The following is an 18,483-nucleotide window of genomic DNA, read 5'->3' on the forward strand; positions in this document are numbered from 1 at the left end:
ATGTCCCTCGGATTGCCGTCCCATCTAGCAACGCGCACGGTGAGCCGATCGTTCGGCCGGTCTCTCAATGCGGTCGCTTACACCTGCCTGGTCGCCGCTCTCGTGAGCGTCGCAGCCTTCCAGTTCTCCCGCACCTCGGCGGTGCTGTGGCCCGCGATGGTCGCGATCGTCCCGATGCTCATTCTGCTCTACCTGAGCGCGCGCACCCGGGACACTCTCTATTCGGTCGCCTACCTCGTGGTGGGGGCGGCCTGCACCTACTGGTTCGTTCTCACCTTCTACTCGCAGAGCCCCCCGATCCTCGAAAGCGATGCGCTGTCGCTGTCTCTCCCCAAGATCGCGCTCGTGATGGTGGGCGGCTCGGCCCCCCATATCGTGCCGAGGCTGGCGTGGTGCACCGCCGGTTATCTCGCCGCCGAGATCTCGGCGGGCGCGGCGATGGTCGTCGCGGGACAGCGCTGGGAGTTCTTCCTCACGACCTTCCTTGCCTATGCGGTCACGGCGATCATCTTCATCGTCGGCAGCCTCAGCCGCCGCAGCTCGCGCCGGACCCAGCCCATGCTTCATCGAGCGGCTCGGGATGAGCAGCTTGCGGCGATGCGCCATCGCATTGAGGTGAAGGCCGCTTCGCTCCTGCACGACACGGTCCTGAGCCACCTTGCCGCTATCGCCGGCTCGGTCGGGGACAGCCTCGACCCACATCTGCGCACCGTGGTGCAGCGTGATCTCGAGACCCTGGTGGGGGAGGAGTGGCTTACCGAGCCGGAGCCCGTTGTCGACCCGGCACTCCGGCGCCGATGGGAGCAGACCCCCCTCTTCGGCGCGATCGCCGAGTCTCGTCTCCTCGGACTCGACATCGAATCCACCGGAGACTTCGACGCGATCTCCGGCCTCGATGCGGAGACCTCCGTCTCCCTCGGGCTCGCGGTGAAACAGTGCCTGGTCAATGTGCTTCGCCACTCGGGGCTCACCCGGGCAGAGGTTGCCGTCTTCGGTTCGGAGTCGGATGTCTCGGTGATGGTCATCGACGCGGGTCGCGGCTTCACCGAGGCTGAGACCGCACCCGACCGGCTCGGCATCCGGCATTCGGTGCGCCAGCGCATCGAAGAGGTGGGCGGCGCGGTGCAGATCTGGTCGACTCCCGGACGGGGAACATCGATCATGATCCGCGTGCCCGCGCGATCCTCCGAACGCTCGTCGGAGGTTGATGCCTCGTGACCACCGTCGAACGCACCCGCCAGCAACTCGACCCGGCCGGCACCACCGGGGTAGGCCCGGTCGCGATCTTCCTCGCCGTCGGGGCATTCCTCTACGCGGTCTTCATGACGATCGGCGGTCGGGCCGAAATCTCCAACCCGCTGTTCGCCATCCTCGCCCTTGCCCTCCTCGCAATCGCCGGAGCGATCCTCATCGCGTGCTCGAGCCCCAACCGTGCCCCCCTGACCGCAGCCAGCCATACGGCAGTGCACGTGACGGCCATGGCCGCCATCGTGTGCGAGGCGGTCGGCCAGGCCGGATCGAACGCGTACATCCGCGACGACTGGGGGCCGGCCACGCTGGGGATACTGCTGGTGGCGCTCGGCCCTTACCGTCCCGCCCGGGAGATCGCGGCCGGTGGCCTGATCTCGGCGATCTCCATCGGGATTGTCACCTACTTCGAGGTCCCGTCGCTCGTCACCCCCGGTCCGCCGCTCGCCTTCATCGTGCTGGCCGTCACGCCGATGCTCGCGCTCAGCCTCTCGGCGGCGATGTTCTCCCAGGGGGTCGTCGCCTCCATCGAGCGCTGGCAGCAACGGGCGCAGGCGGCATCCATGAGTCTGGTGCGCGAGTTCCGGGAAGGGATCGCCCGATCGGTGCAGCAGGACCGTGTGACCATCCTCAACCGAGACGTACTGCCGTTCTTCACGGAGGTGCTCGCGAGCGACACGATCACCGATGCGGACCGCGAGCGCGCGCGCTCGATCGCCGACTCGATTCGCAGCGTGATGGTCGAAGAGGTGGACCGCTCCTGGTTGGAGTCGCTCATGGAGCTCACCGGGGTGGAGAGCACGAACAGGCGCGGAGCCGCTGGCGTGGTGGTGGAAGATCCGCGTCGCGTCGCCGGGGCGATGAGCATCGGCCAGCGCACCGCGATTCGCGCTCTGCTCGTGGCCTTCACCAATATCCCCGGGTTCACCCGCGACCAGTTGCGAATCGTGCTCTCGGACTACGGCGGGCGCGGTCACGGCGTCATCACCGCCCACCTGCCCGTCGCCGATTCTGTCCTGCGCTCTACCTTCGCTCCGTTCCTGGCGGTACTGCGTGCCGTTTTCACTCATCTGGAGGTCGATTTCATGCAACCCGAACTCACCCTGAGGTTCTCCTATGACCTCGATTAGCCCGGCCAGCGGTCGCACCGGGCGCCGCGTGCGGCTCGCGATCCTCGACGACCACGAGGTTCTGCTCGACAGCCTGTCGAGCTGGATCAGCGCCAATGCGCCCGACTTCGACCTCGTGTTGAGTGCGGGCACCTGGCTGCAGCTCGTGCACAGCGAGAACTTTCCGACGGAACTGGTCTTCATCGACTTCCAGCTCAAGGAGTCGGTCTCCATCGAGGCACGGGTGCGCACCTGCCGGGCAGCCGGCGCGAAGGTGATCGTGCTCTCGAGCCTCGACACGCGAGAGGCCCGCGAGCGGGCACTGGATGCCGGGGCATCCGCTTTCCTCTCCAAGGCCATCCCGATGCGGGAGGTCATGGACAGCGCGCGGGAGGTGATGGGCGTGGAGGCCGGCGAGAACCTGCAGAAGGACTGGCGTCCGCTGCCTGTCGGTGCGATGCACCAGTCCCGTCCCAAGTTGAGCCACGGCGAGGAGGAGGCCTTTAAGCTTTACGTTGTCGGCTTCAGCACCACCGAGGTCGCCAGCCAGATGAACGTGCAGTACGAGACCGCGAAGACCTACCTGCGTCGGGTGCGGGAGAAATACGCCAAAGCAAACAGACCGGCGAGCAAGAAGGCGGATCTCATCCGCCGCGCTGCCGAGGACGGATACCTCCAGTAGTGGCAAAGCTCTATTTTCGCTATGGCGCGATGAACAGTGGCAAGAGCACGGCGATGCTCCAGGCCGCCTACAACTACGAGGAACGCGGGCAGCAGGTGCTGCTGGCGAAGCCCTCCGTCGATACGCGCGGGGAGGGCGATATCGTCTCCCGGCTCGGGGTCACGCGCCCGGTGGACTTCGTGATCGCCCCGGATGACGACGTGTACTCCCTGTTCGAGCGCGAGCGTGCGCGGGTGCTCGCGGAGACCGGGGTGAACGTGAGTTGCCTCCTCGTCGATGAGGCGCAGTTTCTGAGCGAGACGCAGGTGGATGACCTGTTGCGCATCGCGATCGTGGAGGCGGTGCCGGTGATGGCGTACGGCATCCGCACCGACTTCCAGACCGTCGCCTTTCCGGGAAGCCGGCGCCTGCTCGAGGTCGCGCATTCGCTCGAGGAGCTCAAGACGATCTGCCGGTGTGGTCGCAAGGCCATGTTCAACGCGCGGAAGATCGACGGCCGGTTCATCTTCGACGGAGACCAGGTGGCCATCGACGGGGCGCTCGAGGTGACCTACGAGTCCCTCTGCGGAGCCTGTTACCTCGAGGAGAGTCACGGCCTGCTCGGCAGCGGTCGACGGCGAGTGCTCGTGGACCAGCCCGATTCCGCCTACGGGTCGGCTCCCGACATGGACTTCGAGTAGCCGTCACCGCTGCGGGATTGCGGTAGTCGCCGTGTCGCTTGGTGGCCGGGTCGCTTTATGGCCGAGTCGCCGAGTCGCCCGGAATGGTCGCTATCCACCAGGGATCGCGACACATTCGGGCAACTCGACGCAGCGGCGTGCACAAACGACAGCAGGGCCGCACACTGTGCGGCCCTGCTGTGTCACTACTGTCGGGGTAACAGGATTTGAACCTGCGACCTCTTCGTCCCGAACGAAGCGCGCTACCAAACTGCGCCACACCCCGATGCCCAAGAAACGAGCCGGTCCGCAAAACGGACCTTGTCAAGAATAGCTGATATCTCGGGCAGTGAGTGTCAACAGCGTCGCCTCTGGCCGGCAGGCGAAGCGGACCGGCGCGTAGATGGATGTTCCGAGCCCGGCCGACACGTTGAGATACGCGGTGCGACGGGCGTGCGTCCAGAGGCTGAGGCCCTTCACCTGGTCCCGCGGGATGTCGCAGTTGGTCACCAGGGCACCATAGCCGGGCACGCAGACCTGCCCGCCGTGGGTGTGGCCGGCGAAGATGAGCTCGGAGCCGTAGTTGACGAGGGAGTTGAGTACGCGCTGGTACGGCGAGTGGGTGAGGCCGATGGTCACGGGATTCGGCCCGCCCGATTCATCCGCCCAGCCCACGTTTTCGCGCATCTCGTCCATCGCGCCCGGGAGCTTCGCGAGCTTGTCCCACCCGACGTGGGCGTCGTTCACCCCGAGGAATTCGAGGCGCGAGCCCTTGATGCTCATCGCCCTGGCGGTGTTGTTGAGGTCGAGCCAGCCGAGTCCTTCGAGATAGGAGGTGAGCCTGCCGTTGTCCAGGCGGGCCTGCGTGTGGTCCGCCTTCGACGGTGCGGTGAAGTAGGTGAACGGATTCTTGGCTACGGGCCCGAAATAGTCGTTGGAGCCGTGCACGAACACGCCAGGGATGCCGCGGAAGGGCTCGAGGGCGTACTCCACACCCTCGATCCCCCGTTCGTGGCCGAGGTTGTCGCCGGTGTCGACCACGAGGTCGGGCTCATACACCGCTAGGCCGCGGATCCACTCCTGCTTGTCGCGCTGCCACGGGGCCATGTGAAGGTCTGCGAGATGCAAGACGGTGAGGGGACGCGCCCCCGGCTGCAGCACCGGCACGGTGTGAGTGCGCAACGTGAACCGGTTGCGCTCCACCAGGGCGCCCCACGCGAGACTGCCGAGTCCGACCGCAGCGACAGCCAGGGCAGCCGAGACCGCCCGTTCGGATGCCCTGCTCACTTGGGGCAGACCCCGCCCGGGTCGCTTCCGTCGGGCTTGCCATACACCGTGAGGGTGACCGGATCGGTCTTGGTGGCCGGCGATCCCGACGAGGGGTTCGAGGCTTGCACGATACAGACGCTGTCGCTCTGGCCGGGCAGCGGATTGCCCTTCGCCCACTGGTAGCTGATCTTGCTCGGGTCGAAGCCCGCGCTCGCGATCGCCGCATCCGCGACCTGGCGGGTGAGCCCGGTCACGTTCGGCATCGTGGTGGACAGGCTGCCATCACTGGTGAAGACGGTGATGTTCGCGCCGGAGGGCACCTTCGAGCCCGCGGCGGGATCGGTGCGGGTGATACGACCGGCGGGCAGTCCAGAGGCTTCCGGGCCGCCATCCGTGTACTGGAACTTGAGGCTGGTCAGCAGCTTCTGGGCCTGGTCCGTGGTCTGGCCGGTGAGGCTCGGCACGATCGCCGACGAGCCACCGAGCATTGCAGCGGACGCCGCGGGGAACGACTTCTCCCCGCCGTACTTGGCGTCCGCCGGCTTCATGATGGCCTTGAAGATGTTGAAGCGCGCGTAGGAGGCGTAGTTCTGGCGGGTGATCGGGTTGGTGTTCTTTCGAAGGCTGGTGTGTCCCGAGATGTTGCCGGTCCAGACCGCGGTGCCGATCTTGGTCGTCGTTCCCATGATCCACACGTGATCCGCCGTGTCGCTCGTGCCGGTCTTTCCACCGATCGCCAGCCCGTCGCGAGGGTTGCCGGGGGAGCTGGTGCCACTCTGCATGCTTCCGGCCATCGCGTTGAGCGTGCCAGCGGCGACGTCGGCGGAGATGCCCTGGTTGCAGGTCTTGGTCTGGCCCGCCAGGGTCTTGCCCGCGGCATCCACCACGCTGTCGATGATGATCGGCTCGCAGTGGTTGCCGTTTGCTCCGACGGCTGCGGCGGCCGCGGCGATGGTCAGCGGCGCCTGCTCGTTGGAGCCGAGGATGGTGTTCGGATTGGTGTTCAGCGGAGTTCCGTCGGCTCGATGCGCACCGAGACTCGCGGCGGTGTCTCGGATCGAGCAGAGGTCCTGCCGCTGGGCCATTTGCATGAACGAGTTGTTGACCGAGCCGATCAGGGCGGACTTGACGGTCATGTAACTGCCGCTGCCGCTGTCGTTCTTGAGGAGGAACGTACCACCGTTGGCCAGCGGAACGCCTCCGCAGTTGAAGCTGGAGAACTTGTAGGTCTGCGGGCTGTGACCGTCGACCAGGTCGTTGAGGCCGTGTCCGGTCTGGAGCCAGTTGGCGAGGTCGAAGACCTTGTAGGTGGACCCGGTGGGGAATCCGCGCGATCCGCCGTAGGGGAAGTCAGTGCTGAAGTTGACCGCGGTGGTGGTCTGCGGATCCGCGCCCGGCGCGTCGTCGAAGAGCTTGTTCTGAGTCATCACCAGGATGCGGCCAGTGCCGCCCTCGACGGTGTCGGCCGCTGCGCCGAGCGGGAAGCGCGCCTCGCTCGGTGGGGCCTGCTGCGCGATACTCGCGGACGCGGCGTCCTGCAGGTCGAGGTCGATGGACGTGTAGATCTTGTAGCCGCCCTTATCCCAGTTCGCCTGGCGTTCGGCGGCAGTGGCTCCGAGCGACTCGAGCACCGGAGCCGCTCCGGGGAACTTCTTGGCGTCGGCCGTGATGACCTTCGAGACGTAGTCGCAGGGCCACTTCGCGTTGACCTCGATGGCGTTGCGGCATCCATTGAACTGGGGGGTGAGCTTGACGTACGACTCGATCGTGGTGGCGATCGCGTCCTCGTGCTGCTTCTGGGTGATGTCTTTCTCCGCGAGCATGGCGTTGAGGATCTGGTCACGGCGCAACTTGTTCGCCGGATACCGCTTCGGATCGAGGAGATTCTGAGCGGTGGGCTGCTGCACGATCGCGATCAGGCTGGCGGCCTGCGGAAGCGTCACGTCTTTCGCGGACACGCCGTAATAGAGCTGGGCCGCGGACTCCACACCGTAGGTGTTCGAGCCCATTCCCACGATGTTGAGATAACCGAGCAGGATCTCCTTCTTCGTGTAGGCCTTGTCGAGGCCGATCGCGAGCTTCATCTCCTTGAGCTTGCGGTCGATGGAGTATCCGCTCGCCGCCTTGATCGCGGCGTCCCGCTCCTTGCCGGTCTTCGTCGTGAAGGCTTCCTGCACCAGGATGTTCTTCACGAGCTGCATGTCGAGGGTCGAGCTTCCGCTCTGTTGGCCGCCCTGGGTGTTCGTGATGGCGGCGCGCGCGATCGACGGCACATCCACCCCGCCGTGATCGTAGAAGCGACGGTCTTCACCGTCTACTGCGCCCTGTTTGAGGAACGGCGAGACGGCATCCCATCCCACGACCTGGCGATTCTGCTTGTAAATCGTCGCGATCTTCTCGGGCTGTCCTCCGCGCATGGCGAAGATCTGGTTCTGCTGCGAGGGAGCGCTGATCTTGATCGAGTCGGGCAGGTTCTCGAAGATGTCGATGGAGCCCTGCGCCGTCATGCTGGTGACGGCGATGGCAGGGGTGACCATCGCGGTGACCAGAACGCCGGCGAGAACGCTGAAGCCGAGGAGGCCGAGCAGACCTCCGAGCACGCCGGACGGCTTCAATTTTTGGGCAGACATAGAATCAGGGTAAGGGATGATCGCCCTGTCGAACCTGAAGGGATGCCGGGATGACCACGTGGGAATACGTCACCACTCCGCTTATCGTGCACAATACCGCCGCGATTCTGAACAACTGGGGTTCGGAGGGCTGGGAGCTCGTGCAGGTGGTCACCGGACCCGAAGGCGGCCTCGTCGCCTACCTGAAGCGTGCCAAGAACGAGGAGAACTGATGTCTGTCATTGCCGACCGTCTGACTGAGCTCGGGCTCGAACTGCCCGCGCTCGCCGCTCCCGCCGGGGTCTACATCCCCGCTGTCGTCAGCGGCAACCTCGTGTTCACGTCGGGGCAGCTGCCCTTCACCGCAGGTGCGCTTCCCGCTACCGGCAAGGTCGGTGCGGCCGTCACTGCCGAGGACGCCAAGACCTACGCCGCGACCTGTGTGCTGAACGCGCTCGCTGCCGTGGAATCCGCGATCGGGTCGCTGGATCGGGTCACCCGCGTCGTGAAGGTCGTCGGCTTCGTGTCGTCCGACCCGGCGTTCACCGGCCAGCCTGGCGTCATCAACGGGGCATCCGAACTGCTCGGGGAGATCTTCGGTGACCGGGGGGTGCACGCCCGGAGCGCGGTGGGCGTGGCGGTGTTGCCGCTCGACTCGCCGGTCGAGGTGGAGTTGATCGTCGAGTTCGCTTGAGCCGGTCTCGATACGCGCCGTAGACGGCGCTACTCGACCAGCCGCCGTGGACGGCGGTACTCGAGCACCGTGATTCGGCGATCGAGTAGGCCGCCCAGCGGGCGTATCGAGATCACTTCAGCCGGTCGCTGATGATCTGCATGACCGACGTGTCGGCGAGCGTGGTCGTATCGCCGATGTCCCGGCCCTCCGCGACATCCTGCAGCAGCCGCCGCATGATCTTGCCGGAGCGCGTCTTCGGTAATTCGGCGACGATGAAGATCTCGCGCGGGCGGGCAATCGCACCGATCTGCTCGGCGACGTGGCCGCGCAGCAGCGCACTGGCGTCATCCGCGCTGTAGGCCTCAGCGTGTTCGCTGCGCAGGATCACGAAGGCGACGACGGCCTGGCCGGTCGTCTCATCCGCGGCTCCGACGACCGCCGACTCCGCGACGATCGGATGCGACACGAGGGCCGACTCGATCTCGGCGGTCGAGAGGCGGTGACCGGAGACGTTCATCACATCGTCGACGCGTCCGAGCAGCCAGATGTCGCCGTCTTCGTCGAGACGGGCGCCGTCGCCGGCGAAGTACAGCGGGCCGCCAGGGGCGTCCGCGAACTTCGACCAGTAGGTTTCGACGAAGCGATCCGGGTCTCCCCAGATTCCGCGCAGCATCGACGGCCAGGGCTCGGTCACGACGAGAAGTCCACCGCCTCCGGCCGGCACCGGATGTCCCGCCTCATCGAGCACATCGATCGAGATGCCCGGCAGCGCCACCTGCGCGGAACCCGGCTTCAGGATCGTGACGCCGGGCAGCGCTGAGACCATGATCGCGCCGGTCTCGGTCTGCCACCAGGTGTCGACGATCGGAGTCGTTCCTCCACCGATGACATCGCGGTACCAGACCCAGGCCTCCGGGTTGATCGGCTCTCCCACGCTGCCGAGCACGCGCAGCGAGCTGAGGTCGAAATCATCCGGCACCTGTCGTCCGAGCTTCATGAACGAGCGGATGGCGGTGGGTGCCGTGTAGAAGATGGTCACCCCGTATTTCTGGATGATCTCCCACCACCGGCCGCCGTGCGGCGCATCCGGGGTGCCCTCGTAGAGCACCTGGGTCGCACCGTTGGCGAGCGGTCCGTAGACGACGTAGCTGTGGCCGGTGATCCACCCCACGTCGGCGGTGCACCAGTAGACATCCGTCGCCGGGTTGAGGTCGAACACGTTCTTGTGGGTGAACGCCGCCTGGGTGAGGTAGCCGCCGCTCGTGTGAAGGATGCCCTTCGGCTTGCCCGTGGTACCGGAGGTGTAGAGGATGAACAGCGGCGTCTCGGCGGGGAAGCCCTCGGCCTCGTGTTCGGCCTCCACGCCGGCCATCGCCTCGTGCCACCAGAGGTCACGACCTTCGACCCAGCCGATCTCGTTCTCGCCGCGTTTGACGACGAGCACGTTCTCGACCGTGTGTTCGCCTTCCTTGGCGAGGGCGGCATCCACCGCGGGCTTCAGGGCGCTGACCTTGCCCTTGCGCCATCCGCCGTCCGCGGTGATCACGAGCTTGGCGCTCGCGTCATCGACGCGGGAACGGATGCTGTCGGCACTGAAGCCGCCGAAGATCACCGAGTGAACCGCTCCGATCCGGGCCACGGCGAGCATCGCGATCACGGCCTCCGGGATCATCGGAAGGTAGACCGCCACACGGTCGCCCTTCTCGATGCCGAGGGAGGTGAGAAGGTTGGCCGCGCGCTTGACCTCCGCGGTGAGTTCCGCGTAGCTGATGTCGCGGCTGTCGCCGGGCTCTCCCTCCCAGTGGAGGGCGATCCGGTCGCCGTTTCCGGCGAGCACATGCCGGTCGAGGCAGTTGAACGCGACGTTCAACTCGCCGTCTTCGAACCAGGTGGCGAAGGGGGCGTTAGACCAGTCGAGGTCCTTGGTGAAGTCCTTGTTCCAGTGAAGCAATTCGCGGGACTGGGCGGCCCAGAAGGCGAGACGATCGGCGAAGGCGTCGTTGTACAGGGCCGCGGTTGCGACCGCGTCGGCTCGGAATTCCGGGCTGGGCGGGAAGCGTCGCTCTTCGTGCTGCAAGCTGTCAATGGAAGTGTTGGACATCGGTATCCCTCGCGAAGGCGGCGGGCGTCGATGCCCGAGCAGAGTAGTGATCCGATACTAAGCCGCTCGCGGGTTGCGCTCCGTTGCGACCATTCTGGGAGTGTCCCCTGATCGCGGGGGTTTGTCTCTTGCGCCGGGGTTCTGCCGGAGTACACTAGGGGCGTTGAATGCAAATTCGATAAGCAACGCGCAGTGATTCCCCCCAATCCAGCGTTGCTGTGGCGGCGCCGGTTCCCCCCAACAGGCGCCGCCCCTCTTCTTTTAACGCCCATCTCTCTCTTCCTCCCCCAGCGTGCCTTGTTGCGAGTTCTCCCCGGTCGGGGATCGAGGCCACCGGATGCCCCGGGGGTTGGCCCTACCGTCGTGTCATGCCGTCCGCCGCTCCGTTCGATCCGTCCATATCGCTCGCCTCGGGCAAGGAGCGTTTCGTCGCACGCCGGCCGGGGGCGGAGCCCGCACCGACCGTGCGGCGGCGAACTCTCGCCGGCTTCGAGCTCGACGAATTCGGGCCGCTTTCCGACTTCGTCGCCGACGCGGCGGTCACGGATGTCTTCGTGAACGGGCCGACGGAAGTCTGGGTCGACCGCGGCCACGGCGCCGTGCGACAGGAGCCCTTCGCATGGGACGAAGGCGTGCTGCGCGATCTCGCCGTGCGTCTGATCGGGCGGGGCGGACGCCACATCGACGAAGCCACTCCCTGTGTCGATGTGCGACTGCACGACGGCATCCGCATCCACTCGGTTCTTCCCCCGATCTCCCCGGCTGGCACGCTCCTCTCTATCCGCCTTCCCCGGGTGGAAAGACTCGGGCTCGCTGACCTCGACGCGGCCGGCTTCTTCTCGCTGATTGACCTCGGAACCGTGTCGCAGTTGGTTGCCAGACGCGAGAACCTGCTCATCACCGGAGCGGGCGGAAGCGGCAAGACCACACTGCTCGCGGCGTTGCTCTCGAGTGCGCACGCCGGCGATCGGATCATCGCCATCGAGGATGTCGGAGAGCTGCGGGTGACGCATCCGCACTTCGTCTCACTCGAGGCCCGCCAAGCGAATCTGGAGGGTGCCGGGCACCTCGGTCTCGAACGCCTGGTGCGGGAGGCCTTGCGGATGCGCCCCGACCGCCTCGTACTCGGTGAGTGTCGCGGCGCGGAGATCCGGGAGCTGCTCGCGGCGCTCAACACCGGTCACGACGGGGGAGCGGGCACCCTGCATGCCAACTCCCTGGACGATGTGCCCGCGCGCATCGAAGCGCTCGGTGCGCTCGCCGGGATGACCGCGACGGCCATCGCGAGGCAGACGGTGAGTGCGATCGGCACCGTGTTGCACCTCGAGCGCGATCGCGACACCAGGCGGTTGGCGCAGATCGGGCGATTCGCGCTCGATCGGCGCGATCGCCTGTGCATGGTGGAGTCCCATGGCGAGGCGTGACCGCCCGGCCGATCTCGAACCGCTCGCCGCCGTCGTGCAGCGCCTCGGAGTGCTGCTCGCCGCGGGAGTCGCTCCCGCATCGGGCTGGGCGTATGTCGCGGAAGCCGCCCGGGGCCCCGCCGCCGCCGGAGCCCGAGCAGTGGCCGATGTCGCGGCCCGCGGTGGATCGGTCACTGACGCGATCGTCTCTGTCGCCTCAGCGCGTCGCGCGGATCGTGCGGCCTGGCGCGGTCTCGCCGCTGCGTGGCTCGTCGCCACCGATGCAGGCGCACCGCTGGCACCGACCCTCTCCGAACTGTCCGCAACGCTCCGTTCACTCGCCCAGAACCAGCGGGATGTCGAAACGGCGCTCGCCGGTCCGGTGGCGACGGCCCGAATGGTGATGGTGCTGCCGCTCGTGGGAATCCTGTTCGGCCTGGCCCTCGGGTTCGACTCGCTCCACGTGCTCTTCGCCACGCCGCCCGGGCTGGTGTGTCTCGCACTCGGAACACTGCTGATCGTGCTGGCCCAGCTGTGGAACCGGCGGCTGCTCCGCGGGGCCCGGCCGACCAACCTCACCCCGGGCCTCGCGCTCGACCTCATGGCGATCGCGGTGTCGGGCGGCGCATCACTGTCGCGGGCGGAGCGTGCGGTCGCGGATGCTCGCGAGGTCTGCGGCATCGATCCCGACGACAGCGACGCGGCGATCGCGGAGGTGCTCGAACTCAGTCGAAGGGCGGGCGTGCCGGCGGCGGCATTGTTGCACGCGGAGGCGGTCGAGGCTCGCCGTTCCGCCCGGAGCGCGGGGGAGCGGGCGGCCGCGACGCTCGGGGTCACGCTCATGCTGCCGCTCGGCGTGTGCATCCTCCCCGCCTTCATGGTGCTCGGGGTGGCGCCGCTGCTCATCGCCGTCCTCTCGTCCACAGTGACCGGGTTGTGACGCCGGTGCACCGATGGACGAGCGCCGACACCTGGCAGTCGCCTCCGGCTGCACGCTGATGGTGCACGGCAGCCCGCCGGGCAATTCACGGAAGGAATGGTCGATGGGGAAGAAACTGCGTTCGAGGCTCCACGAAGAAGACGGGGCGGCGACCGCCGAATACGCAATTGCCACGCTGGCCGCTGTCGGATTCGCGGGGCTGCTCGTCGCCATCCTGCGCAGCGACGAGGTGCGGGGGATGCTCACCGAGCTCGTGCATCGTGCGCTCACGTTCACCGGGTGAGGTGGCGCGCAGGTTGGCCGACGCCGAGCGGGGCAGTGTGACGGCGGAGTTCGCCACGGTCATCCCGGCTGCGCTGCTGGTGCTGGCTGCCTGCCTGGGCGGGCTGCAGCTCTCCAGCCAGCAGCTGAGGCTCCAGCAGGTGGCGGCGATGGCAGCGCGCGCGGTCGCCCGCGGCGAGCCGGTCGGCGCCGCGGGCGGTCTCGTGCGGGGAGCGACCCTTCGGGTGGAGCACCGGGGAGAGTTCGCCTGCGTCACGGCATCCGCTCCCGGTTCCAGCGCCGCGGGGGTGATCGGTGCGGTCACGGTGAGCGCCGTGAGCTGTGCGCTAGACGGCGGACGCTGATGCGGCGATTTCTGATGCGGCGATTTCTGATGCGGCGCTCTTCGATGCACCGCTCCCTGATGACGTGGGCGATCGAGGGCGAAAGCGGGTCCGGATCGGTGCTCGCCGTCGCAATCGTCGCGGCGATGCTGATGCTGTTCTCCCTTCTGTTGCCGGTCGTGACAGTGTTTTCGGTGCAGCAGCGCGCGGCCGGGGCGGCGGATGCGGCGGCGCTCGCCGCGGCGGATGTCGCGGTGGGCATCCGCTCGGGAAGCCCGTGTGAGACGGCATCCACCGTCGCTGTCGCGAACACGACACGACTGGACGGATGCCTCGTCGAGGACACCACCGCGACCGTGCGTGTCACGGCCTCGGTGCTCGGTTTCGTGGTGTCCGCCCGTGCCACCGCGGGGCGTCCGCCCAGTGAGATAGCGGAGCGAGCCGGGCTAACTGGGGGTGGTGGATGAAGCGGCCGTCAGGTTTCTGTGTGTATGGTGTGCGTGTCGGGACCACCACCGATATCTCCGATGCCCGGTGAAGAGCATCAGCGGGGCCGCCCTAGGCTGGGCGAGGTTTCGTTTCACCCGGAGACCCATAGAGGCGGCGGCAGTCGCAGTAGTCAAGGAGTCAAGTGCCTGGCACGAAGAAGCTGGTCATAGTCGAGTCGCCCGCGAAGGCGAAGACGATTGCCCAGTACCTGGGCGACGGATACGAGGTGCTGGCCTCGGTCGGTCACATCCGCGACCTCATCGAGCCGAAAAACCTGCCGCCGGAGCTCAAGAAGGGATCTCTCGGCAAGTTCTCCATCGACGTCGAGAACGGCTTCCTCCCCTACTACGTGGTGTCTGATCAGAAGAAGAAGACGGTCGCCGAACTGAAGCGCGCGCTCAAGGGTGCCGACGAGCTCTACCTCGCAACTGATGAGGACCGCGAGGGTGAAGCCATCGCGTGGCACCTCCTCGACGAGCTGAAGCCCAAGGTCCCGGTCAAGCGCATGGTGTTCCACGAGATCACCAAAGAGGCGATCGAACGTGCCCGCGACAACACCCGCGACATCGATACCGCTCTCGTCGACGCGCAGGAGACCCGGCGCATCCTCGACCGTCTCTACGGCTACGAGATCTCGCCGGTGCTGTGGCGCAAGGTCGGTCCCGGGCTCTCCGCCGGTCGCGTGCAGTCCGCCGCCACCCGTCTCGTCGTCGACCGGGAGCGCGAACGTCTCGCCTTCGTCGCGGCCGGCTACTGGGACCTCTCGGCGCTGCTCGCAGCCTCCGATTCCTCCAGCCCGTTCGAATCCCGTCTCGCCCGCCTCGACGGGGTTCGCGTCGCCACCGGCCGCGACTTCGACGACAAGGGCCAGCTCAAGGCATCCACGAGCGGCAAGGCGGATGCCGTCGCGCTCGACGAGCAGGCCGCGACCGCACTCGCCGAGGCGCTGCGCGATCCCGCCGTGCCGGTGATCGTCTCTTCGGTCGATTCCAAGCCGTACACCCGTCGCCCGGCGGCGCCCTTCAGCACCTCCACCCTGCAGCAGGAGGCCGCGCGCAAGCTGCGTTTCTCCGCCCGCCAGACGATGAGTGTTGCGCAGGGGCTGTACGAAAACGGGTACATCACCTATATGCGTACCGACTCTCTCAATCTGTCGCAGCAGGCGTTGTCTGCCGCCCGCAGCCAGGCGGCATCCCTCTACGGCGCGGAGAGCGTCTCCGAGAAGCCGCGGACCTACGCCAGCAAGAGCAAGAACGCCCAGGAAGCGCACGAGGCGATCCGGCCGGCCGGGGATACCTTCCGCACTCCGTCCCAGCTCGAGGGCACACTGCGGGGCAACGACTGGAAGCTCTACGACCTCATCTGGAAGCGCACCGTCGCCTCGCAGATGGCCGATGCCAAGGGCATGACCGCGTCCGTGGTCATCACCGCCGGTCCCGTGCAGGGCACGACGATGGCCGAGTTCGCGGCCAGTGGCACGGTCATCACGTTCCGCGGATTCCTCCAGGCCTATGAGGAGAGCCGGGATGAGGAGCGCAACGATACTGCCGAGCCCGCCGAGGCGAAACTGCCTCCGCTGACCGTCGGCCAGAAACTGACCGTCGCGGATGTCGAGGCCAAGGGCCACGAGACCAGCGCGCCGCCCCGGTACACCGAGGCGAGCCTCGTGAAGACCCTCGAAGAGTTGGGGATCGGGCGCCCGTCCACCTACGCGTCGATCATCTCGACCATCATCGACCGCGGGTATGTCACGCCACGCGGCACAGCGCTGGTGCCGAACTGGATCGCCTTCTCGGTCGTGCGGCTGCTCGAGGAGTTCTTCTCCGACCTGGTGGAGTATCACTTCACCGCGGGCATGGAGGATGACCTCGACCGCATCGCCGATGGCAAGGAAGACCGGGTCGACTGGCTCAACAGCTTCTATTTCGGCAGCGAGAAGCACCGCGGCTTGCGCAGCGTCATCGACAACCTCGGTGAGATCGACGCGAAGAGCATCAACTCGATAAAGCTCGACGACGAGGTCACGCTGCGCATCGGCAAGTACGGTCCCTACCTCGAAGTCGTGGATGAGGATGCAGCCCCCGAGGCGACACCGCGTCGCGTGAACATCCCGCCGGAGCTCGCCCCCGACGAGCTCACCATCGTGAAGGCCCATGAGCTGATCGATGCACCGGTCGTGGTGGACCGGGTGATCGGGGTCAACCCCGAGAACGGCAAGAACGTCGTCGCCAAGGACGGTCGTTTTGGGCCGTACATCACCGAGGTGGATCCCGAACCCGTCGTCGAAGCGGTCGAGACCCCGGCAGCGGAGCCGGTCGTCGATCCCGCCACCGGCGAGATCATCGAGCCGAAGAAGAAGCGGGCCGCGCCGAAGAAGGCAGCGGCGGTGAAGGCGCGCACCGCATCCATCTTCAAGTCGATGGATCTCGCGACCGTCGATATCGACACAGCGCTTCGCCTGCTCTCCCTGCCCCGCATCGTCGGCCAGGACCCCGAGAGCGGCGAGGAGATCACCGCCCAGAACGGCAAGTTCGGCCCATATCTCAAGAAGGGTGCCGACACCCGCTCGCTCACCGAAGAGGACCAGATCTTCGAGATCGACCTTCCCGGGGCCATCGAACTGTACGCGCAGCCGAAGTACGGCGCGCGCCGGGCATCCAGTGCGCTCAAGGAGTTCGATGCCGATCCCGAGAGCGGCAAGCCGATCCGCATCAAGGACGGGCGTTTCGGCGCCTACGTCACCGACGGCGTCACCAATGTGACGATTCCGCGCGGCGAGACGATCGAGGAGATCGACTTCGAGCGCGCGGTGCAGATGCTGGCCGACAAGCGTGCAAAGGGTCCGACGGTCAAGAAGACCGCTGCCAAGAAGCCGGCAGCGAAGAAGCCCGCCGTCAAGAAGCCCGTGGTGAAAAAGGCCGTGGTGAAGAAAGCCGTCGTGAAAAGCGCTGTCGCCTCGAAGCCGGCGGCGAAGAAGCCGGTAGCGAAGCGGACGGTCGCAGCGAAGTCGCCCGTCACCTCCGAGTCTGCGCAGTAGGCGCCCGGGTGGATCGCAGCGTAACCGGCCTGTTCATCACCTTCGAGGGCGGGGACGGATCGGGCAAATCGACCCAGGCGAGCCTGCTCGCCGACTGGCTCACGGCATCCGGTCACGCGGTCGAGCGCTCGCGCGAGCCGGGTGGAACCGAGCTCGGGCTCGAGCTGCGCGAGATCGTGCTCCATCGGCGAGGGCATATCGCCCCGCGCGCCGAGGCCCTGATCTATGCGGCAGATCGCGCACACAATATCGCCACGAAGGTGCGCCCGGCCGTCGAGCGCGGCGAGATCGTCATCCAGGACCGCTACCTCGACTCCTCCGTGGCCTATCAGGGCGCCGGGCGGGTGCTCGACCCCACGGAGGTGCGGGACATCTCCCTCTGGGCGACCGAAGGATTCATGCCGAACCTGACCATCCTGCTCGACCTCGATGAGGCGATCGGTCGGCAGCGGCTTGACCAGGCACGCACCGCGTACGACCGGCTCGAGGCCGAGCATGGCGAGTTCCACGCGCGGGTGCGCGCCGGATTCCTCGCGCTCGCGGCGGCCGACCCGGAGCGCTTCCTCGTGCTTCCGGCAACCGACTCGATCGAGTCGATCGCCGCCGCCATCCGCGATCGGGTCACTGCACTTCTCGGCTGACCTGCGCCGCTGCTCGCAACCGGTCTCACTCGCAACTCACGCACGGCGATTCTTAGCGATTCCTTACAGAGGATGCTGCGAGCCTTGGCGTACCGAGAGGGAGGGCACCGGATGGGGCTGCATCGCAGGGGAAGACGAATCGCCGCGACAATCACGACCGTCGTGGGCGTGACCAGCCTGGTGGCGACGACCGCCGGGTCGGTCGTGCTGTGGCAGGACACTCTGGTGGCCAAGGCGAAGGCGCGCGTGGCCGCCGCGCTGGTGCCGGCGGTGTCACCCGCGCAATCCACTGCTCCACCGCCTCTTCCCGCGCCGACGATGAGCGCGACGCCCTCCCCACGCATCGTGCCCTCGAGCGACCCGGCCCCGGTGGCGCCTGCGGTCGTCGCCCCGGCCCCGGTGGCGCCGCGCCCAGCCCCGGTCGTCCCGGCGCCAGCCCCGGTCGCGCCGGCGCAGCCCGCGCCTGCGCCCCCGCCACCCCCGCATTCGAAGTCGGGCGGGTCCTGAGAGTCCCCCGAGCCAGACCGCAGTCTTAGACGATTCTGGTGGCGCCGATGGCATCGTCGACGGTGCATGCTCCTGCCGACCGTTCGCGGGTGTTCGGGGTATCCGGGATGTCTCCGGATGCTGTCAGCATCTACACCTGACTATCCAAGCAAGTGCAGAGAATCGGGTGGGAGCGTGTGCGGCACGGTGATCGAGAAGTGATCGAGAAGAGAGCGAGGGTGACATGAGTATTCGGGCAGAGGGCAAGAGGCTAGCCCTGCGTGTCACCACGAGTGTCGGTGTCGTCAGCCTCGCGGTCACCGGAGTCGCGTCGATCGCCCTCTGGCAGCAGACGGTGAGCCACAATTCGCCCGGCAGCACCAGCGAGCAGGATGGCACGAACCAGAGCCCAGACGTCTCGAACCAACGCAACGACGACGGGGGATTCACGCAGCAGCAGCAGCAGGTCACGCCCGTCGGTCCGGGTCAGGGCGGCGGCTCCCACGCGCAGTCATCCGGGTCGTGAACT

The 18,483-nt window shown here is 67.0% G+C and carries 18 protein-coding genes and 1 tRNA gene; 15 read left to right on the forward strand and 4 right to left on the reverse strand.

Annotated features, from left to right (window positions below; translation table 11 throughout):
* Nucleotides 1-39: 39 nt before the first annotated feature.
* Genes VLI63_RS13625 through VLI63_RS13640 form a run of 4 tightly spaced genes read left to right on the forward strand, consistent with a single transcriptional unit; the run spans nt 40 to nt 3,719 of the window.
* Nucleotides 40-1,218 carry a sensor histidine kinase gene (locus tag VLI63_RS13625; RefSeq protein WP_409157404.1) on the forward strand — a complete coding sequence of 393 codons (1,179 nt, stop codon included), beginning with the start codon at nt 40-42 and terminating at the stop codon, nt 1,216-1,218.
* Entirely contained in the window at nt 1,215-2,378 is a 1,164-nt protein-coding gene (locus VLI63_RS13630) for a hypothetical protein (RefSeq protein WP_409157405.1), read from the forward strand. The genes VLI63_RS13625 and VLI63_RS13630 overlap by 4 nt, the downstream gene beginning before the upstream one ends.
* Nucleotides 2,365-3,039, forward strand: a complete 675-nt coding sequence (locus tag VLI63_RS13635) for a DNA-binding response regulator (RefSeq protein WP_409157406.1) — start codon at nt 2,365-2,367, stop codon at nt 3,037-3,039. Before VLI63_RS13630 ends, VLI63_RS13635 begins: the two co-directional genes overlap by 14 nt.
* The gene (locus tag VLI63_RS13640) at nt 3,039-3,719 is read left to right on the forward strand and encodes a thymidine kinase (protein ID WP_409157407.1); all 681 of its coding nucleotides are present in this window, start codon (nt 3,039-3,041) and stop codon (nt 3,717-3,719) included. The genes VLI63_RS13635 and VLI63_RS13640 overlap by 1 nt, the downstream gene beginning before the upstream one ends.
* 191 nt (nt 3,720-3,910) lie before the next feature.
* On the opposite strand, the gene VLI63_RS13645 is transcribed toward VLI63_RS13640, so the two are convergent.
* The 3 genes from VLI63_RS13645 to VLI63_RS13655 all read right to left on the reverse strand — a co-directional run bounded on the left by VLI63_RS13645 (nt 3,911) and on the right by VLI63_RS13655 (nt 7,597).
* Nucleotides 3,911-3,984: transfer RNA gene (locus tag VLI63_RS13645), tRNA-Pro, on the reverse strand.
* Nucleotides 3,985-4,022: 38 nt separating this feature from the next.
* Nucleotides 4,023-4,985: a metallophosphoesterase gene (locus VLI63_RS13650; protein ID WP_409157408.1), complete on the reverse strand. Its 963-nt coding sequence runs from the start codon at nt 4,983-4,985 to the stop codon at nt 4,023-4,025.
* Entirely contained in the window at nt 4,982-7,597 is a 2,616-nt protein-coding gene (locus tag VLI63_RS13655) for a transglycosylase domain-containing protein (RefSeq protein WP_409157409.1), read from the reverse strand. Before VLI63_RS13655 ends, VLI63_RS13650 begins: the two co-directional genes overlap by 4 nt.
* A 50-nt stretch (nt 7,598-7,647) precedes the next feature.
* Here VLI63_RS13655 and VLI63_RS13660 point away from each other — a divergent pair, with 50 nt between their 5' ends.
* Nucleotides 7,648-7,809 (forward strand): hypothetical protein, encoded by a 162-nt coding sequence (locus tag VLI63_RS13660; RefSeq protein WP_185202409.1) that lies wholly within the window; start codon nt 7,648-7,650, stop codon nt 7,807-7,809.
* Nucleotides 7,809-8,270: a RidA family protein gene (locus tag VLI63_RS13665; RefSeq protein WP_409157410.1), complete on the forward strand. Its 462-nt coding sequence runs from the start codon at nt 7,809-7,811 to the stop codon at nt 8,268-8,270. The genes VLI63_RS13660 and VLI63_RS13665 overlap by 1 nt, the downstream gene beginning before the upstream one ends.
* Nucleotides 8,271-8,382: 112 nt before the next feature.
* On the opposite strand, the gene acs is transcribed toward VLI63_RS13665, so the two are convergent.
* Nucleotides 8,383-10,353, reverse strand: a complete 1,971-nt coding sequence (gene acs, locus VLI63_RS13670) for an acetate--CoA ligase (protein ID WP_409157411.1) — start codon at nt 10,351-10,353, stop codon at nt 8,383-8,385.
* A 368-nt stretch (nt 10,354-10,721) separates the two neighbouring features.
* Between acs and VLI63_RS13675 the strand changes: the two genes are divergently transcribed.
* From VLI63_RS13675 to VLI63_RS13715, 9 genes are all read left to right on the forward strand, one after another.
* Nucleotides 10,722-11,777 (forward strand): TadA family conjugal transfer-associated ATPase, encoded by a 1,056-nt coding sequence (locus VLI63_RS13675; RefSeq protein ID WP_409157412.1) that lies wholly within the window; start codon nt 10,722-10,724, stop codon nt 11,775-11,777.
* Entirely contained in the window at nt 11,764-12,696 is a 933-nt protein-coding gene (locus VLI63_RS13680) for a type II secretion system F family protein (protein WP_409157413.1), read from the forward strand. Before VLI63_RS13675 ends, VLI63_RS13680 begins: the two co-directional genes overlap by 14 nt.
* A gap of 13 nt (nt 12,697-12,709) precedes the next feature.
* Nucleotides 12,710-12,979, forward strand: a complete 270-nt coding sequence (locus VLI63_RS13685; protein WP_409157414.1) for a DUF4244 domain-containing protein — start codon at nt 12,710-12,712, stop codon at nt 12,977-12,979.
* 13 nt (nt 12,980-12,992) lie between these two features.
* Complete coding sequence (locus VLI63_RS13690) at nt 12,993-13,322, forward strand: TadE/TadG family type IV pilus assembly protein (RefSeq protein ID WP_409157415.1); 330 nt, start codon at nt 12,993-12,995, stop codon at nt 13,320-13,322.
* Nucleotides 13,323-13,366: 44 nt separating this feature from the next.
* Entirely contained in the window at nt 13,367-13,768 is a 402-nt protein-coding gene (locus VLI63_RS13695) for an Rv3654c family TadE-like protein (protein WP_409157416.1), read from the forward strand.
* 164 nt (nt 13,769-13,932) lie between these two features.
* Nucleotides 13,933-16,827: a type I DNA topoisomerase gene (gene topA / locus VLI63_RS13700; protein WP_409157417.1), complete on the forward strand. Its 2,895-nt coding sequence runs from the start codon at nt 13,933-13,935 to the stop codon at nt 16,825-16,827.
* Between the two features lie 8 nt (nt 16,828-16,835).
* Nucleotides 16,836-17,468, forward strand: a complete 633-nt coding sequence (tmk, locus tag VLI63_RS13705) for a dTMP kinase (protein WP_409157418.1) — start codon at nt 16,836-16,838, stop codon at nt 17,466-17,468.
* A gap of 111 nt (nt 17,469-17,579) precedes the next feature.
* The gene (locus VLI63_RS13710; RefSeq protein WP_409157419.1) at nt 17,580-17,975 is read left to right on the forward strand and encodes a hypothetical protein; all 396 of its coding nucleotides are present in this window, start codon (nt 17,580-17,582) and stop codon (nt 17,973-17,975) included.
* 223 nt (nt 17,976-18,198) lie between these two features.
* A complete protein-coding gene (locus VLI63_RS13715; RefSeq protein ID WP_409157420.1) occupies nt 18,199-18,480 on the forward strand; it encodes a hypothetical protein in 282 nt (93 codons plus the stop codon).
* The last annotated feature ends 3 nt before the right edge of the window (nt 18,481-18,483 follow it).

The organism is Lacisediminihabitans sp. H27-G8 (genome assembly GCF_046156175.1).
Classification (GTDB): domain Bacteria; phylum Actinomycetota; class Actinomycetes; order Actinomycetales; family Microbacteriaceae; genus Lacisediminihabitans.